Origin of the sequence: Oligoflexus sp., assembly GCF_035712445.1 — a bacterium.
In the GTDB taxonomy this organism is placed as follows: Bacteria; Bdellovibrionota_B; Oligoflexia; order Oligoflexales; family Oligoflexaceae; genus Oligoflexus.
The window spans coordinates 1-14,678 of record NZ_DASTAT010000063.1 but is presented as its reverse complement, the minus strand read 5'-3'; the positions used below and the strand labels follow the sequence as shown (position 1 = coordinate 14,678).

General features: G+C 50.5%; 12 protein-coding genes. 5 read left to right on the top strand and 7 right to left on the bottom strand.

Annotation, left to right across the window (positions count from 1 at the left end):
- The first annotated feature begins 62 nt into the window (after positions 1–62).
- Positions 63–2,765 carry an ATP-binding protein gene (locus VFO10_RS12930; protein WP_325140746.1) on the top strand — a complete coding sequence of 901 codons (2,703 nt, stop codon included), beginning with the start codon at positions 63–65 and terminating at the stop codon, positions 2,763–2,765.
- On the opposite strand, the gene VFO10_RS12925 is transcribed toward VFO10_RS12930, so the two are convergent.
- Positions 2,756–3,370, bottom strand: coding sequence for a hypothetical protein (locus VFO10_RS12925; protein ID WP_325140744.1), 615 nt, complete (start codon positions 3,368–3,370; stop codon positions 2,756–2,758). The two genes, VFO10_RS12930 and VFO10_RS12925, sit on opposite strands and share 10 nt — an antisense overlap.
- Before the next feature lie 393 nt (positions 3,371–3,763).
- On the opposite strand from VFO10_RS12925, the gene VFO10_RS12920 reads away from it, so the two are divergent.
- The 3 genes from VFO10_RS12920 to VFO10_RS31445 all read left to right on the top strand — a co-directional run bounded on the left by VFO10_RS12920 (position 3,764) and on the right by VFO10_RS31445 (position 7,440).
- On the top strand, positions 3,764–6,604 hold the full coding sequence (locus VFO10_RS12920) for a 7TM diverse intracellular signaling domain-containing protein (RefSeq protein WP_325140742.1): 2,841 nt from the start codon (positions 3,764–3,766) through the stop codon (positions 6,602–6,604).
- Positions 6,605–6,838: 234 nt separating this feature from the next.
- A complete protein-coding gene (locus VFO10_RS12915; protein ID WP_325140740.1) occupies positions 6,839–7,078 on the top strand; it encodes a hypothetical protein in 240 nt (79 codons plus the stop codon).
- Positions 7,075–7,440, top strand: a complete 366-nt coding sequence (locus VFO10_RS31445) for a Fic family protein (protein WP_414697029.1) — start codon at positions 7,075–7,077, stop codon at positions 7,438–7,440. The genes VFO10_RS12915 and VFO10_RS31445 overlap by 4 nt, the downstream gene beginning before the upstream one ends.
- Positions 7,441–7,732: 292 nt before the next feature.
- Here the strand turns inward: VFO10_RS31445 and VFO10_RS31530 are convergent, their stop codons facing one another.
- The 6 genes from VFO10_RS31530 to VFO10_RS12885 all read right to left on the bottom strand — a co-directional run bounded on the left by VFO10_RS31530 (position 7,733) and on the right by VFO10_RS12885 (position 12,688).
- Entirely contained in the window at positions 7,733–8,017 is a 285-nt protein-coding gene (locus tag VFO10_RS31530) for a hypothetical protein (protein WP_325140738.1), read from the bottom strand.
- Positions 8,018–8,037: 20 nt separating this feature from the next.
- Positions 8,038–8,766 (bottom strand): hypothetical protein, encoded by a 729-nt coding sequence (locus tag VFO10_RS12905; RefSeq protein WP_325140737.1) that lies wholly within the window; start codon positions 8,764–8,766, stop codon positions 8,038–8,040.
- 53 nt (positions 8,767–8,819) lie between these two features.
- On the bottom strand, positions 8,820–9,221 hold the full coding sequence (locus VFO10_RS12900; RefSeq protein WP_325140735.1) for an HNH endonuclease signature motif containing protein: 402 nt from the start codon (positions 9,219–9,221) through the stop codon (positions 8,820–8,822).
- Positions 9,222–9,272: 51 nt separating this feature from the next.
- Positions 9,273–9,911 (bottom strand): hypothetical protein, encoded by a 639-nt coding sequence (locus VFO10_RS12895; protein ID WP_325140734.1) that lies wholly within the window; start codon positions 9,909–9,911, stop codon positions 9,273–9,275.
- Positions 9,912–10,233: 322 nt separating this feature from the next.
- Positions 10,234–10,575 (bottom strand): hypothetical protein, encoded by a 342-nt coding sequence (locus VFO10_RS12890; protein WP_325140732.1) that lies wholly within the window; start codon positions 10,573–10,575, stop codon positions 10,234–10,236.
- Between the two features lie 772 nt (positions 10,576–11,347).
- On the bottom strand, positions 11,348–12,688 hold the full coding sequence (locus tag VFO10_RS12885) for a dGTP triphosphohydrolase (RefSeq protein WP_325140731.1): 1,341 nt from the start codon (positions 12,686–12,688) through the stop codon (positions 11,348–11,350).
- Positions 12,689–13,488: 800 nt separating this feature from the next.
- Here VFO10_RS12885 and VFO10_RS12880 point away from each other — a divergent pair.
- The gene (locus VFO10_RS12880) at positions 13,489–14,673 is read left to right on the top strand and encodes an ISL3 family transposase (protein ID WP_325140729.1); all 1,185 of its coding nucleotides are present in this window, start codon (positions 13,489–13,491) and stop codon (positions 14,671–14,673) included.
- Positions 14,674–14,678: the final 5 nt, after the last annotated feature.

Below are 14,678 nucleotides of genomic sequence, written 5' to 3'. Positions count from 1 at the left end.
CCGCTGACCGCTTTTCTGTTAGAACCAGCGTCAGGGTACGGAGAATGTGGAGGAGAGGGGTCATGGAATCGCAAGAGCCCATCAGCAGTCCAAGTGCTGCCGCGCTTCTGCGGCCGATGAAGCACCAGATTCTAGCCGATTTTACCGAGACGCTGCAGGCGCACAGCATTCCAGCGTCGTGCCTTGCGCCTGCTCTCCCTGAGCTGCTCGATTGTCTGCTTGACGCTTTGGATCATGAGGATCACCGTGAATGTGTGCCTCCTCCTGCCTGGATGAAGCTGCCTTTGGCGTCTCTCATCAGCGAACTCAGCCTTCTGAGGGCTGTGCTGAGCCGTTTCCTTCCAGGACGTATCATGAGCGATCGCATGCATCGCTTTCTGGACCGTTATCTGGAGGCTGCTGCTGCCACCCATGAGCACATCGAACACGCTACTCAGCAGCGTTTGTTTGATTTTTTCCAGCTCGTTCCCACGCCGGTCTGCATTTTGTCCGGTGCTGAAAAACTTATCACATTTGCCAATCATGCTTATGAAAGTTTCATCGGCCGCTCTGTTTTGGGCAAGACCCTTGATGAAATTTTTGCGCCAGATGAGCTGAAGTATTACCTGCCCATCATCGAAAACGTCTATTGCTCCGGCATGCCCTGCTATGCGAACGAGGTGGCCGTTCCACCATCCCTTGATCCCCGAGGCCAGTTCCGTTGGGTGGATATCAGTTATTTCCCGCTCGGCGAGGCGGGTGCGCCGGCTCATGGCGTGATCGCCGTGCATTATGATGTGACCGATAGGGTCGTGAATCGCACGAAGCGTGAGCGCAGCGAAAAAAGGCTCAGGCAGACCGAAGAGCAGCTCCATCGGGCGATGAAGGTTTCCAAGGTTGGTTTCTTTGATTGGGATCTGCAGCAGGATGTAATTCATCTGAATCGACAGATGCGGCTCGACTGGGGAACCGAGGCCGAGACTCTGACGCCGGATGAGCTGGAAAGTATGATCCATCCGGACGATCGTGAGGCCACTCATGTCGAAGGTCGGCGGGCTGTGATGCATCGTGAGCCTTATGCGGCCCAGTGCCGGGTCATAAGACCTTCGGATGGGCGTTTGGTCTGGATCGAGGTGCAGGGTGAAATCACCTGCGATGATGAAAACAAGCCTCTGCGTTTTTTCGGAACGTCACGCAATATCACCGAACGGAAAGAAGCCGAGCTGAAGCTCGCCGCGGAGAAACATAAATTTGAAGTGATTTTCCGCGATTCGCCAGCGCCGATGGCGCTTTGGAAAGGGCCTGATTTTATTTTCGAACTGGTCAATCCGCAGTTCGAGTTTTTTTTCCAAAATCGAAAATTTGTCGGAAAGCCCTTGACCGAAGCGATGCCGGAGCTGATCAACCAGCCCATCGTCGACATTCTGCGCCGGGTTTTTGAAACCGGCGAAACCTTCACGGCCCATGAATTTCAATCCAGGTTCTCCCGCTCACTGGGTGGGCCCCTGGAAGACTGCTTCGTGGATTTCAGCGTAACGCGCATCCATGATGCCGAAGGCAAGCCCTATGGTGTCTTCAGTCATTCGATCAATGTCACGGATAAGGTGAAGGCCCGGGATGAAGCGCGGGCCGCGAGTCTTTCCAAGAGCCATTTTCTCGCCAACATGAGCCATGAGATCCGCACGCCCCTGGCGGCGATCCTGGGCTTCAGCGCGCTGCTTCGCGACCCCAATCTGCCTGAGTCCGAGCGGGAAGTTTTTGTGGATACCATCGTCCGCAACGGCCAGGCTCTGACGCGCATCATTGATGATATTTTGGATCTGGCCAAGGTCGAGGCCGGGCGCCTGGAAATGGATGTGCTCGATTTCTCGCTGCCGACGCTGATTCAGGACGTCCTCGCGCTTCTTAAAGAGCGCGCGCATGAAAAGCATCTTCTTCTGACGGCCGATATCAGGCCCGGTGTTCCTGAACGCATTGCGTCGGATCCCCTGCGTTTAAGGCAGATCCTGGTCAACCTCGTGAGCAATGCCGTGAAGTTCACTCCGAAAGGTCGCGTGGATCTGATTATCGAGGCGGCGCGAACTGCTGACCAGTGGCGCCTCAAGATCGAGGTCCGTGATACCGGCATCGGCCTGACTGCGGAGCAGAGCGCGCGACTGTTTCAACCGTTTACGCAGGCCGATCAGACGACGATGCGAAAATTCGGAGGCACGGGCCTTGGTCTGGCTCTTTCGCAGAGGCTCGCCGAGGCATTGGGTGGGCGCATCAGCATTCCCTATACGGAACCGGAGAAAGGTTCGATCTTCTGCGTGGAATTCTCGGCCCATGAAGCGCAGACCACCGAGGATCAGGCCCAAAGCCCTGCACCCGTGCCGCTTGATTCGGTTCAGTTGCGGGGCCTGCGTGTGCTGGCCGTCGATGATTCGCCGGACAATCTTTTCCTGGTCAAAAGTTTTCTGGCTCGCAGCGGGGCTCTCGTGGCCACGGCCGCCAATGGCGTTCACGCGATTGAACTGGCCATGTCACAGGCCTATGACATTATCCTGCTCGATATCCAGATGCCCGAGATGGACGGCTACCAAGCGATTCAAATCCTCCGCGAGCGCGGCTTTCACAGGCCGATTGTGGCTCTGACGGCGCATGCCATGGCCGATGAACGGCAGCATACCCAGAGGGCCGGCTTCGATGCGCATCTCACCAAACCTCTGGATGCTCTTGACCTTGTGGCGACCGTAGCCCGCCTCGCGCATCCGGCTGCGAACTTCATGGAAAATATTCAGTTCTGACGGCAACCCCAGGCCACGGCTGTGGATTCCACATGCGCGCTGCCGTATCCGATCACAACAGCCGAGCCGGTGGCGATGGCGTTGCAGCCTTCAACCGTCGCGGTGCCCGAGCCCGAGCCGGATCCTGAGACGGAAACGTTCACCGACGCATAGCCACCGGAATGCTGTGGATCATTGGTTTCCACAAGGCAGTGAACGCCGCGGCCATTCTTATATTCGATGCAGTAGGCAGGATCCGCGGGTTCTTGAGGTGGACGGGTTTCAGGGCGAGTGGGGACGTAGTCCGGTGTTTTCAGTGTCATGCCGGCTGGTACTTCGTAAAGTTTGCGCTGGTCGTAGCTGATGATCGCACTATTGGCGAACGTGTAGTTGGCGTTATAGGGCAAAGCCACCTGGGTGCCGGCTCCAAAGAAGATGGAGTCGCTGTAGCCGTTAATGCTCCAAAGGAGTGTGGTGTCGTTATAAAAGGTCCAGTTGGTGGAAAGAAACTCACCAGCCGGATGCTTCTCCGCTTTCACCAGCACATCCGCCTGTCCTTGAACCGCAAGCCCCGTAAGGCCCACCCAGCTCGCAAAAACCCATGAAAAAGCCGCACGAATTGTCATAATAAAACCTCTGTAATGAAGATTCCTCATAATGCAGGGCTCGAATAGTCCTGCTTTGAGAGTGATGGCTGACAAGTATCCAGTGCGCACATTGAAGTCAAACTTTGCTTGTTAAGCGTTTTAACAAAGGATGTGCTGCCGTGAGCAATCGGGCTTTGTGCGGGCTTCATGCAGTCGCGGCTCCGTCTGTGCTTGAAAAGATAATGGAAGATGCCGCGTGCCTGTTCATCATGAATTAATTCTTTGGGCGATCATTTTGTGGGGCTTGGAAGGGTCAGCTCTACGGCATACGGTCATCCGCAGTTTGGCATGACGAAGGGGGGAAGCGGGAATAGGAACGCCAGAGTTCATGGTATGATCATGACAGAGGGCGTACCCGTGAAAATTCTTCCCATGTTACGCATTTTGCTGCCACCTGCACTGCTCCTTTGGGGATTGGTGTGGTTCACGTCGCGGTCGTCCCATCAGAGGAACCACACAGCGCCCCGTGCTGTGAGCGGAGTCCTGGACCTCAGCCAGTGGGACTTTTCCGTGGATGGGGCTATCAGTCTCGATGGAGAATGGCTCTTCTTTTGGAATCAATTTCTGACGGAGAGTGTGGCGTCACGGGATTGGGCCGAGCTTCAAAACGAGGCCGTAGGCATCAAAATACCAGGATTTTTTGCGGATGCTCGCAGTGCCCAAGGCGAGCCCTTGCCCATGCAAGGATATGGCACTTTTCTTCTGCGCGTGAAAGGCAGCGCGAAGCAAATTTTACCAAGCCTATCACGGACGCGCCTCCACGCCAGCTCCCGCATTCTCGTTTTCAATGTCGCGGATCCTGTCGCCACACGCAATGTCATCAACCAGGGGCAGCCGGGGGTGGATTCAGAGCATTCCATTCCGTATATCCAGACTCTGCCGCCGACCCATCTCACGATTCGGAATACGGAAGATTTTTATGTGCTTATTCAGATGAGCAACTTCCATTTTTCCAAAGGAGGGATTTCACCGGCCCCGGTCCTGAATGAAATGCATCAGGAAATCGAAGAGGCTTTGCAGGAACGCACGCTTTCCACGATCATCAGCGGCATCATCCTGGCCTTGGCCTTCTATAACCTTACATTTTTCATGCGAAACCGCCGGGATAAGGCCAGTCTTTATCTTTGCATCTTTTGCGTGATCGTCGTCTGGAGAAGCCTTTGCCCGCTCTTTTTCGATGGACCTGGACAGTTCAATCTGGATGTCCAGTACAAGACTTTCTATAGCTCGATGGTTTTGCCTCTTATTTTCATCACGGGATTTCTACGCGAAACTTTCGCGTCACACCTTTCGCTCCGTGCGTTTCTAACCCTGACGCTGGTCTGCCTCCTCTATGGAGCCTTTGTCTTTCTGACTCCGACAGGTGTATTTTCCAGGACGGCTTTCCTTGGGCAAATCATCCTTCTCAGCGGATGTGCCATGGTTGTGATCACTGCGGCCCGGGCCGCCTGGTCGCGCGAGCTCGGAGGAGTATTCTCGCTGATTGGCTGTTTCTGTCTCGTCGGCGCGACGACTCTTGATGTCCTGATCGCGCGGGGCATCCTGCCGGGATCCATCGTGAACACACAGTATGGTCTCGCCATCTTCCTTTTCATGCAGAGTCAGATCGTGGGGATTCGCTTCGCTTCGGCGTTTCGGACAGCTGAGCATCTGAGCCGCCAGCTCCGCGACGAAGTCGATCGCCAGACTCGGGATATCAAATCCATACTGAGCAGCATTCGACAAGGGATATTTTCCCTACGCGCCTCCAATTCGAAATCGGATGATCAAACTTCAGCCTATCTTGAGCAGCTGCTCGCCAGGAGTGATGTCACGGATCGGACGATCGACGAGCTGCTTTTGGATTCCAGCAATCTGACCGCTGACGAGAAAAATCAAGTCCGCGAGGCTATCCGAGCCTGCCTGGGCGAGGACGTTCTCAGTTTTGGATTGAATGAAGGCAACCTTGTCAAAGAAATCAGCCTCACCATCCCCCAGGCCGCGCTGGACCGGATTCTTGAAGTGGACTGGGCGCCTATCCTGGACAAGAGTCAGAAAATCGAGAAGCTCCTGGTGAGCATTCGGGATGTCACGGATATTCGAGGATTTCAGCGCGAGGCCCAGCAAAAGGATCGGGATCTTCGCATGCTGCTGGAAGTGCTGAATGTGCCGGAAGACCGCTTTCAGCGCTTTACGAAGCAGGCTCGCAGTTTCATTGAAGAGAACAGGACCCTGCTGCTGGATGCAAGCGCGATGGGGCATGAACTTCTCAAACGGCTCTTTGTTAATATGCACACTTTGAAAGGCGGTGCTCGCAGTTATCAACTGAAGAGCCTCGCCGATGCCAGCCATATGGTTGAACAGACTTATGTCGAACTCCGGCAGGACTTGAGCCGCTGGAACAAAGAATCTCTGCTTTTTGAGATTGATCAGCTGGAATTCATTCTTCAAACCTATCTTAAGCTGGCTGAAGAAAAGCTTGGATGGGATTTGGAGCAACGTGATATCCGAATGTCGAAGCGAGTCGTCGAGCGGGCCATCAATCAGCTGGAACTGATTCAAACCGGGCATCTGGATCATACGGAACAGGACGCTCTCAATACAACCCGAAGCCTCCTGGTGACGCATTGTTCGGTTCGCCTCTCGCACATCGTCGATGAGCTGAAACCCGGTTTGGATTCCATGGCGCGTGATCTGGGCAAACACATGCCGAGCATTCTCATCGACGAGGGCGAGGTCTGGTTGATGGAGAAAGCCGGTGATGTTCTGCATAGCTGTCTCCTCCATCTGTTCCGTAACGCCATGGATCATGGTCTGGAAAAGCCGGACGAGCGCCTCCTTGCTGGCAAAGACCCGACGGGACATATCAAGTTCCGTGTCTCGTGCGAGGCCGACGGCCTCGTGATTTACTTCGCGGATGATGGCCGCGGGATGAACTTAAAACGCATCCTGGAGAAAGGCGTCGAGCGAGGCCTCATATCAGAAGATACTCAGGATCCCAGGATCATAGCCGACCTGATCGTGCAGCCAGGATTTTCCACCAAAGATGAAGTCAGCGAAATCTCCGGTCGTGGTGTTGGAATGGACGCCGTTCGCACATTCCTGCAGGACCAGGGCGGTTGGCTTTTTATTGAGCTTCTGGATGTCAAGGATCCCGAGCACGTGGCGTTTACTTTGAAGATGGTCCTGCCGCGAGCGCTTTATGTGGATATGTCTCTCGCCAAAGTCGTATAGGTCTGGCTGCACGGAAACATGAATCCGCCTACTGCAGGAAGATGCAAAGACCTTTCAGACGTTTTCTCGCTTGTCCAAAGCTCCCCACAAGGCCCGCAGGGTGTCAGGTGATAATCCCCCTTTCTCGGATTTCATTAAGTTATTGAAAAAATGGAGTTAATTGGGATTCTCTAAAGTATTACTGGATATTACCCGATAATACTGATAGATCTGGTGGTGGAAGGAGCTTCGGTTATGAATATGCCCATCAAGAAAAGCTTTAATATCAGCCCTGATCTTGCTCAGAAGGTCGATGACATTATCCAAAAGAACCCAGGCCTTTCGTTCACTTTCATCATGAATCAAGCTCTAGAAGCGTGGCTCATAGATCCTCGTTTGCGCCTTACGGCTCAGCAAAGGGGACCTGTAACAGATGATGAAATGGACAAGTTTCTGCGGGATAACAGTTCGCTCATGGACAAACTGGCAAAATGATAAGGCTCATCGAACTCCAGTCCCGGGAGGTGGAAGGCCTGAACCGCCGAGCAATTGAGGATGTGCACCGAAAAGACCCTGCTTGCAAACAGCAGCATAGGCTTGTAAGAGCCGGGGATTTGAGTGGCTGTCTTGCGGGGATTTTCTATCAGTCGCAAGCAGGATATATGCATCTGCCAATTGAGAGAATGGCTGGACTTTTGTTGTATCGAATCGCAGAGGGCCAATTCTTCATGGATGGTAACAAACGCACGGCTATCTTTGCTGCTTGGTTTTTTCTGGCTAACAATGGCTATTCGCTCTATATGGACGAAAACCGCCTGAACAAAAGACCCAATCACAGGTCTTGCGAAATATTCTGAGAACGAGGCTATTCAATATATTTTTGATAGCATTATACCGTGAGCGTATTTTAAATTAGAGCGTGGCAGCACAATTGTTTGGAAAGTCCTTGCTAAGGTTTTCAGAAAAATAATCATAGCAACGTGAGAGTAGGGCCGTGGCCGGCTAGACAGGTCGCTCCCGCCTCAGCGAGTGCCTCGCGATCTTCGACTGGAACTGCCCAAAATATTTCGCAGCACACGAACGCGATGGGTTCTTGAAATACCTTCAGGAAGGCCAGTACCCGTAGTTCATCGTGACAAATGGCCAACATCAGGTCTGCTTGTCTGATTTAGTTTTGCAATAGAAAAAAATGTCGCTGAACTGGCACGGGGTATAGTTTGCAGTTATGTCCATCACCAGGGCGTTGGTCGGCTTCTTTTTACGCAGCGCCTGGATGCGACAAAGAAGGCTGGAGCCAATGCAATCATCATGGACACCAGCCAGCACAGTCTGGGTTTTTACCAAAGCCTTGGATTCGAGGTGGTGAGCAGGAAACCTGATGGTTATGGACCGGGCTTGGATCGGATTGACCTCCGGCTTGACCTCAAATAACATTTAAAAAAATGCGCTATGATTTAGGTGTGCTGTTTTTGATGAGTGGGCCGGAATGAGAAGGGTTTTTTGAGTTTCCTCTGACAGATCATGCGTCTGCGGTTGGAAGACAAACCAATGCTTCCGTCAGATGATGAACCTGAGTCTATATGCTCTTCGTAGTATTCAGAATCAGCTTCTGCGCAACTTCTTGCAAAGTAGTCGTGGGCTTCATAAACATCCATTTCCCTCCGACGCAACTTATTTATGGCACTCTCGACATCGGTTTCAGGGGAATCCTTCAAAACATTGCGAATCGCTACTTCCAGGTCTTCTTTGAAAGTTGCAGAGATAGCTGGATCTCCCCACAGTTTCATTGTGATGATGTCCATGTTCAGATTGCAGAACTGCTCATCCTGCGCATTGCCAGGTTGCATCCTATTTACTTCATACCACTGTTCGTAGAAGAGTTGCCACTTTCTGCCGTAAACCGAATCCAGGTTCCAGAACACTGTGATGACGAGGCCGACGTAAGTTAAAAAGCTGGTCCCAACAGCACCAACGATCCAATCGGCCAGACGCTTCGGGTCCAGAGGATAAATTATAAAGCATAGGCTGAAGAAAAACATGACGATAAGCAAGAGGACAATTCTAGGATGGAAAATGAACTGGTGAACTCTCCCAAAAGCGTGATCTAAGCGAGTCACGAATCGGGGATCGTTGTCCCAGTTCTCAGCCCCATCGAAATACACTCGCTGTCGTTCTTTAGGCATTGGCAACTGATCCTGCTCAATAGACGTTTGCAATTGAGAATATTTAATCGAGACTACTTCGAGCGTTTCATAGATCCCTTTGATAGGCTGCCTTTTGATGCGCCATGAGTTTTATCGTGGCATTCAATACACATTGGCACCAAGTTCTCTGGTTCGTGCTGCCCTGGGAAACCACGTTTCTTATGATGGTAGTGGATTTCCTTTCCCACCAAAGAACATCCACATTCGGCTCCCTGACATTTGTTTTGGTGGAATTCCAGGCTTGCCTTTTTATCCTTGGCTGAAGCATTTGTCCGATAGGGATTAGACGCTCCCTCATGAAAATAGCGAAGTTCAAGAACTACAGCCTCGGGTGGGTGTTTTGTTTCCTCCGAAAATGCCACGACCATTTCCATCAATTTTGCTCTGAACTGTAAGCGCTGCGCTTCAGTGAAACCCGACTTAGTGGTTTTCATATTCGTTTCTCCATGTGAATGCCGCTTTCCCCTATCTTCATCCCCTGGAAGTTAGGCACCTTCGCCATGCCGACGACGCTGTTGCGTATGGATTTCTGCGTTACCGGTGCAGGCTCTAAACGTGACGTTATCCCGAAAGGCATTGGTCGAAGTCCGACTAAAATCGTGAAAGGTCTGGCTTATCTGCTCCTCACCAATACTTGACTTGCTAAATACCACAAAAAAGCAATGAACCATACCTGTAGGTCCTTGGCGGTGTAATCGCTGAAACAATCCCTGGATTTTTTCCAAATCTTTCCAAACGCCAGCAAGTTGAGACTTGGATGGCCCTTTCACAAAGCGAAAAAACTTTAACTCGAACATGATCGCACTACCTCTTCCAGCGAAGCCTTTGCTTGGAAGCTTCATCCCTGGCCGATCGAATAGCTGCAGGTTCTCGGTTTCAAAAATTGATATGTCAGGTTTTATCGCCAGTCGTTCATCCTGGTCGTACCAGCTTACCTCGCCGTGGACTGGAGAGGCTCTGTATCCTTCCACAGTTCTCCCCCTTGTGAAAGCCTGCGAGAGACGCGAATGCAGAATGCATTGAAGGTCATTTTCCGTAAGGATTAGCCCTGGTGCTTGTTGATAGTCTGCTTCGATTTCCTGTACTATTCGCAAACAGGCCGCTCGATTGAGATCACTGTTCATCAAGGTCACTCCTTGGATATATTGCTCATGCTTTCCAGTTCACAAATCTACCCGTTCGAGAGAATTGATCAGAGGCGCAAAAGCCTTTGCGATTGGACTTGGGTGACGGATGGCTGGTCACCAGCGCCTCATGCGGCTTTAGAACATCTCCAACAACCTTTTCAGCATGTCGGCCCCATACCAGAAATATTACCGGACTGCTTTTCTACTTCAGTGCATCAATTGCGGCTCCAGTCATCGCTTGCCATCCCCAATGGCGATGAGATCCTGCTTTCCCCGCTCCGAAGTCCGCCGTGAGGATCGAGTTCAGGAGCAGTACCCCCTACTGCGCCCAGCCTTCGAGTTCAGTATCCTGTGGCCGTGTGCCAGTGCTGGCTTCGATACGACGAAAGATATTCTTAAGGCTTGGGCGGATTTTCTTTTTCCGCTTCACTGCAAAAGCCAAGCCTGTAGCCTCACCACGCGTATACGGATCTTGCCCAACGATGACGACTTTCACACTCTCAAACGGGCAAAGATGAAACGCTTTGAAGATATCATCCCTTTCAGGACAAATTTTTCCGGCATACGCAAGGTTTCTTTCGATCTTTTGAATATCCTTTGGATCAACCCGTTCACTTATTTTTTCACGCCAATCTGCAGGAAGTTCATCCAGAAGTCCCATTTTTTTTAGACTCACCTGAGGGGTTCAATGCTTTGGCTGTAAATGAAAATGGTGGCACATGCTTCTGGACCTTTCAACTCCGCTTAGGTTAATTTTTTCTGGGCGATTGAATTTTGAAAAATTTGAAGGTGCAGTGAAAATCCTGGTGCTCTTAAAAGGGACTACCGTAGTAGCCACCTGTGTGCCAGGATTCGGACCAGATAGGCTGCTGGTCAACGCAGGTCGATCACAAAGTCGGCTCTCAAGAATCCGAAACCATATTGTGCACAATAGAGTTTATCACGATGGGTTTTCCCGGGTTTTTTGGGAAGCGGTTTTTTTGGGAAGCGGTTTTTTGGGAAGCGGTTTTTTTCGGGAAGCGGGTTTTTTTGGGAAGCGGGTTTTTTTGGGAAGCGGGTTTTTGGATAGCGGACTCAATTTCCTTTGCCCTGGCCATGAGGCCCTACAAGGAATCATTATGATACCATGTTTTTTTTGAGGTCGATGCGGGGATACCCTAGGCCGGTTCTATCTGGACAAAAAATCACGTTCCTGTCTCGCCATCGTGCTGATGGTCCCTACTGACCGCAAGGTCTGCTCCAGGACATCAGAACCCAATTCACGGATTGGGCCAAAAGCCACCCGCGTGGATTCGCGGAGCATCAAGACTTGGCCCGTTTAAGCGAGATATTGGTGCTTCTGCTTCCGAAAGCCGACTCATCGACAATTGGGGTGCTGTGGAATTTAGGAGAATATGGAAGGATCGGAACAGTCCTTCTATTTCTCGGTTGATCTAGGTGAATTTAAGCGTAGAGGGATCAAATATCTTACGCCATATGCTGATTGCATAGCGGTCTGTCATTCCAGAAATATAGTCAGCTACGATCTGATATTTTTGACTTTCATAGTCTTGATTCTGATGAGCGGCTTTGATGTGGTTTTGAACATGGACGGGCATTAGTTTGAAGAGACCTTGTTTTTCAAAGTCCTTCTTTAGGAGGCTTTCCGATGCAGCATTCCACAAGTCGCGGATGACTTTTTCTGCCAGAATCTCATTTCTGGCGATTTCTGAATCCATCAAAATATGGTCTTTATATATTCTCTTCTTGGTTTCTTTGAGATTTTCAGAATGATTTGCATACAATATATTCAGATCACATTTTTTCTCACTGAAGTATCTGTCCATCAAGGCTGGTAGCTCATTGATGTCGGTGCCTTTGGATACCGACTGAATAAATCCTTCAAGATTGGTTCGGCACGATTTTACCAGAGATCGAAGAACGTAAGTTAAGACTTTTGCATAATCATTCTCGCTTTGACACTCCCTAAGGATTGCGGCCCAGGTTTGGCTGACGAAACTAAAGTCAGGATTGAGACGTTGGATATTGGTCAGAATGTTCTCGGCTGCGCCTTCAGTTATTAAACCGAGTTTCAATGCGTCTTGAATGTCGCCAGAAATGTACGAAATATCATCTGCCGCCTCCATGATGTAACAGGCTGGATGCCGCAGTCGGAGCGTATTGTTCTCTTCAAAAATCTGAGTGACTATACCCTTTTCATGACAATAGTGTCCTGGGTATTTTTTTGCTTCTGATTCAAAGGAACTCGCTTTGTATTTCATTACGGCATCTACAAGGGCGCAAGTCACCCCGAATGGTTGTCTGGCAATACTTCCCAGAAGGATGCGAACGTTTTGCTTGTTGGCTTCAAAGTGATTGGTTTCTTGCCCTTTCACTCTGTCCTTCATGAGTTCATTGAGGACGGTTTCACCTTTGTGCCCAAATGGCGCTTGCCCTATGTCATGTGCCAGGGATGCTGCGGCTACCAGATCTTCAAAATCCCGCGCGAAACCATCGGGAACGTTAGAGAACCGTTCTGGGATTTTTCCAGCAAAGTACCTTGCCAGTTGTCGTCCAACTTGTTCCACTTCGATAGCATGCGTTAGGCGGGTTCTTGGGAAATCAAGCTCAGGGTTCAGGAATACTTGGGTTTTAAACGACTGGCGTCGGAATTGAGATCGGTAAATTATAGAGCCATAATCCCTTAAAAATGTCGAGCGATCGATGAGACCAGTTTGCGACGCCTCTATTCCCTTGAATGTTACGCGCTTCTCGGACATCCATTTAATTGTCATAGTGTTCTCTCTTTGAATAGATTCAAATTAACTGCTATGACCTGCTCGGTAAGCCCGCAACAGTCTTCAGGGTAAACAAAATATATCTTATAATACTAGATATTACATATAGTTATGTCTGATTCGGTTGCGGTTGATATTTCTGCAGGGCCAGGCGCGTACCGCAAGAGTTCCTACAGCGGTGTGAACAAAAAGCACTGGCCATGCTTCAAATGCTGTTGGCCCCGATGCTGACACCGGCAGGAACTTCATGAAAATCATACGTCATTGGGCAGAAAAAACCATGGTGACTGGAACTTCAGAATCCCGAGAAGAAATCTGGTGAAGGCGTGGTTCCGGTTTTATGTGTCGGAAGTGATACGTTGGCCAGTAAGAGTCGCTGAACATTGCACGGGTCATTAAATCCAGATTTCCTTCATACGCCATGACCCGTCGGGATATAGCGTTAAAAAGAAATTGCCGCGCTTCATGAAAATTTCAGATTCTCCGCCAACAGAAGTGTGACTTTTGACCGCATTCACTTCTTGCTTCATTGGACGTGCATCAACGACAGCCGAGCCGTTTCCTTAATTCGACAGATACCCACCTATCAGTCTCGCCATCCTGCATAGTGGTTCCGTATTGAGCGTAACCTTGAAAGCCACTATTTGCCCATCCTCCGTCGCTCGCTGCTTCACGGCAGTATTTGCGGGTCTTCTCGGTTGAGTGTGGGTGCGATTAAGAAAAGGAAAATAGGAACATGGGGAATCTCCAATTAGGTTGGGTTTGCCACAACATCAACCAAATCAGGGATTTACCCCATGTCTTTGGACAATCTAGCACGGATCATTCTCCTTCCTGAACTGCAAATTACTGAAGTCAAAGACACCTACGGCAACACGATTACGATGACCTGCAAAAAGACTTCTGACTTCGAAGTCTGTCCAAAGTGCGCATCAAAGGCTGATAGAATTTACGACCATCGCAACGTGCGGGTCAAGGATGAGCCGCTGCGTTCAAAGAGTGTTTTTTTGCTGATTCGCAAGCGAAGATTTTTTTGCAGCACCTGTCGCAAGCCTTTTATGGAACCGGTCCCGGGAATTGGCAAAGGCCGACGTACGACTTATAGATTTCAGGCGAGCGTATGCCGTGCGGCCGAGCTTTATTCAGATCTCAAATCGGTCCAGAGAACCCATCGTTGCTCAGCAGATACCGTTTACAGGGCGACTTACAGTCAGCTTGAACTCAATCAACGTAAACGTCAGTATCCCTTGCCTGCTGCGATCGGGATCGACGAACATTCGATCCGCAAGCCCCGCTTCAAGGGCACCATCTATGCGACGATGATTGTGGATCATAAAAACCGGCGGGTCTATGAACTTATCGAAGGACGTTCACGGGCCGAGCTTGAGCCAGGACTGAAGAAGTTGAAAGGCTGTCAGAACGTAAAACAGGTCACCCTGGATCTTTCACCAACCTACCGGGCCCTTGCCAGGAACTGGTTTCCGAACGCGGATCTGATTGCGGATCGTTTTCATGTTCAAAGACTCTTCACAAAGAAAGTCAATCGGCTGCGCAAACGTATCACTGGAGATAAAAGATCACATCCGATGCGCAAGCTTCTTCTTCGCAACCTGGAGGATCTTGAATGCCATGAAAGACGTGTCGTCTGGCAATGGCTTTCGCATCATCCTGAGCTTAAGGAGATGTATGAATACAAGGAAGCCATTCGCCGTTTTTACAGGCTGCGTGGATACGAACGAGCTCAAACAGCATTGGGCAGGATCTGTGATCTGATGGGACGCTCGAAGCAGAAGGAGGTTCGCGAGCTCAGAAAAGTCCTGCTCGATTGGCGTGAGGAGATATTGAATTATCACCGACATAAAGGCATGAGCAACGGTCGCGTTGAGGGCTTTAATCGAAAGGCAAAGCTTTGCCAGAGAAGGGCTTACGGGTTCAAGGAGTTCAAAAACTATAGACTAAGGCTTTTGAATCTGTGCGCATGAAGGGC

Coding starts and splice junctions, on each gene's coding strand:
- VFO10_RS12890 (WP_325140732.1), bottom strand. CDS start 10,575: ATGGGACTTCTGGATGAACTTCCTGCAGATTGGCGTGAAAAAATAAGT.
- VFO10_RS31445 (WP_414697029.1), top strand. CDS start 7,075: ATGATAAGGCTCATCGAACTCCAGTCCCGGGAGGTGGAAGGCCTGAAC.
- VFO10_RS31530 (WP_325140738.1), bottom strand. CDS start 8,017: ATGTTATTTGAGGTCAAGCCGGAGGTCAATCCGATCCAAGCCCGGTCC.
- VFO10_RS12900 (WP_325140735.1), bottom strand. CDS start 9,221: ATGAAAACCACTAAGTCGGGTTTCACTGAAGCGCAGCGCTTACAGTTC.
- VFO10_RS12915 (WP_325140740.1), top strand. CDS start 6,839: ATGAATATGCCCATCAAGAAAAGCTTTAATATCAGCCCTGATCTTGCT.
- VFO10_RS12925 (WP_325140744.1), bottom strand. CDS start 3,370: ATGACAATTCGTGCGGCTTTTTCATGGGTTTTTGCGAGCTGGGTGGGC.
- VFO10_RS12930 (WP_325140746.1), top strand. CDS start 63: ATGGAATCGCAAGAGCCCATCAGCAGTCCAAGTGCTGCCGCGCTTCTG.
- VFO10_RS12920 (WP_325140742.1), top strand. CDS start 3,764: ATGTTACGCATTTTGCTGCCACCTGCACTGCTCCTTTGGGGATTGGTG.
- VFO10_RS12895 (WP_325140734.1), bottom strand. CDS start 9,911: ATGAACAGTGATCTCAATCGAGCGGCCTGTTTGCGAATAGTACAGGAA.
- VFO10_RS12880 (WP_325140729.1), top strand. CDS start 13,489: ATGTCTTTGGACAATCTAGCACGGATCATTCTCCTTCCTGAACTGCAA.
- VFO10_RS12905 (WP_325140737.1), bottom strand. CDS start 8,766: ATGCCTAAAGAACGACAGCGAGTGTATTTCGATGGGGCTGAGAACTGG.
- VFO10_RS12885 (WP_325140731.1), bottom strand. CDS start 12,688: ATGACAATTAAATGGATGTCCGAGAAGCGCGTAACATTCAAGGGAATA.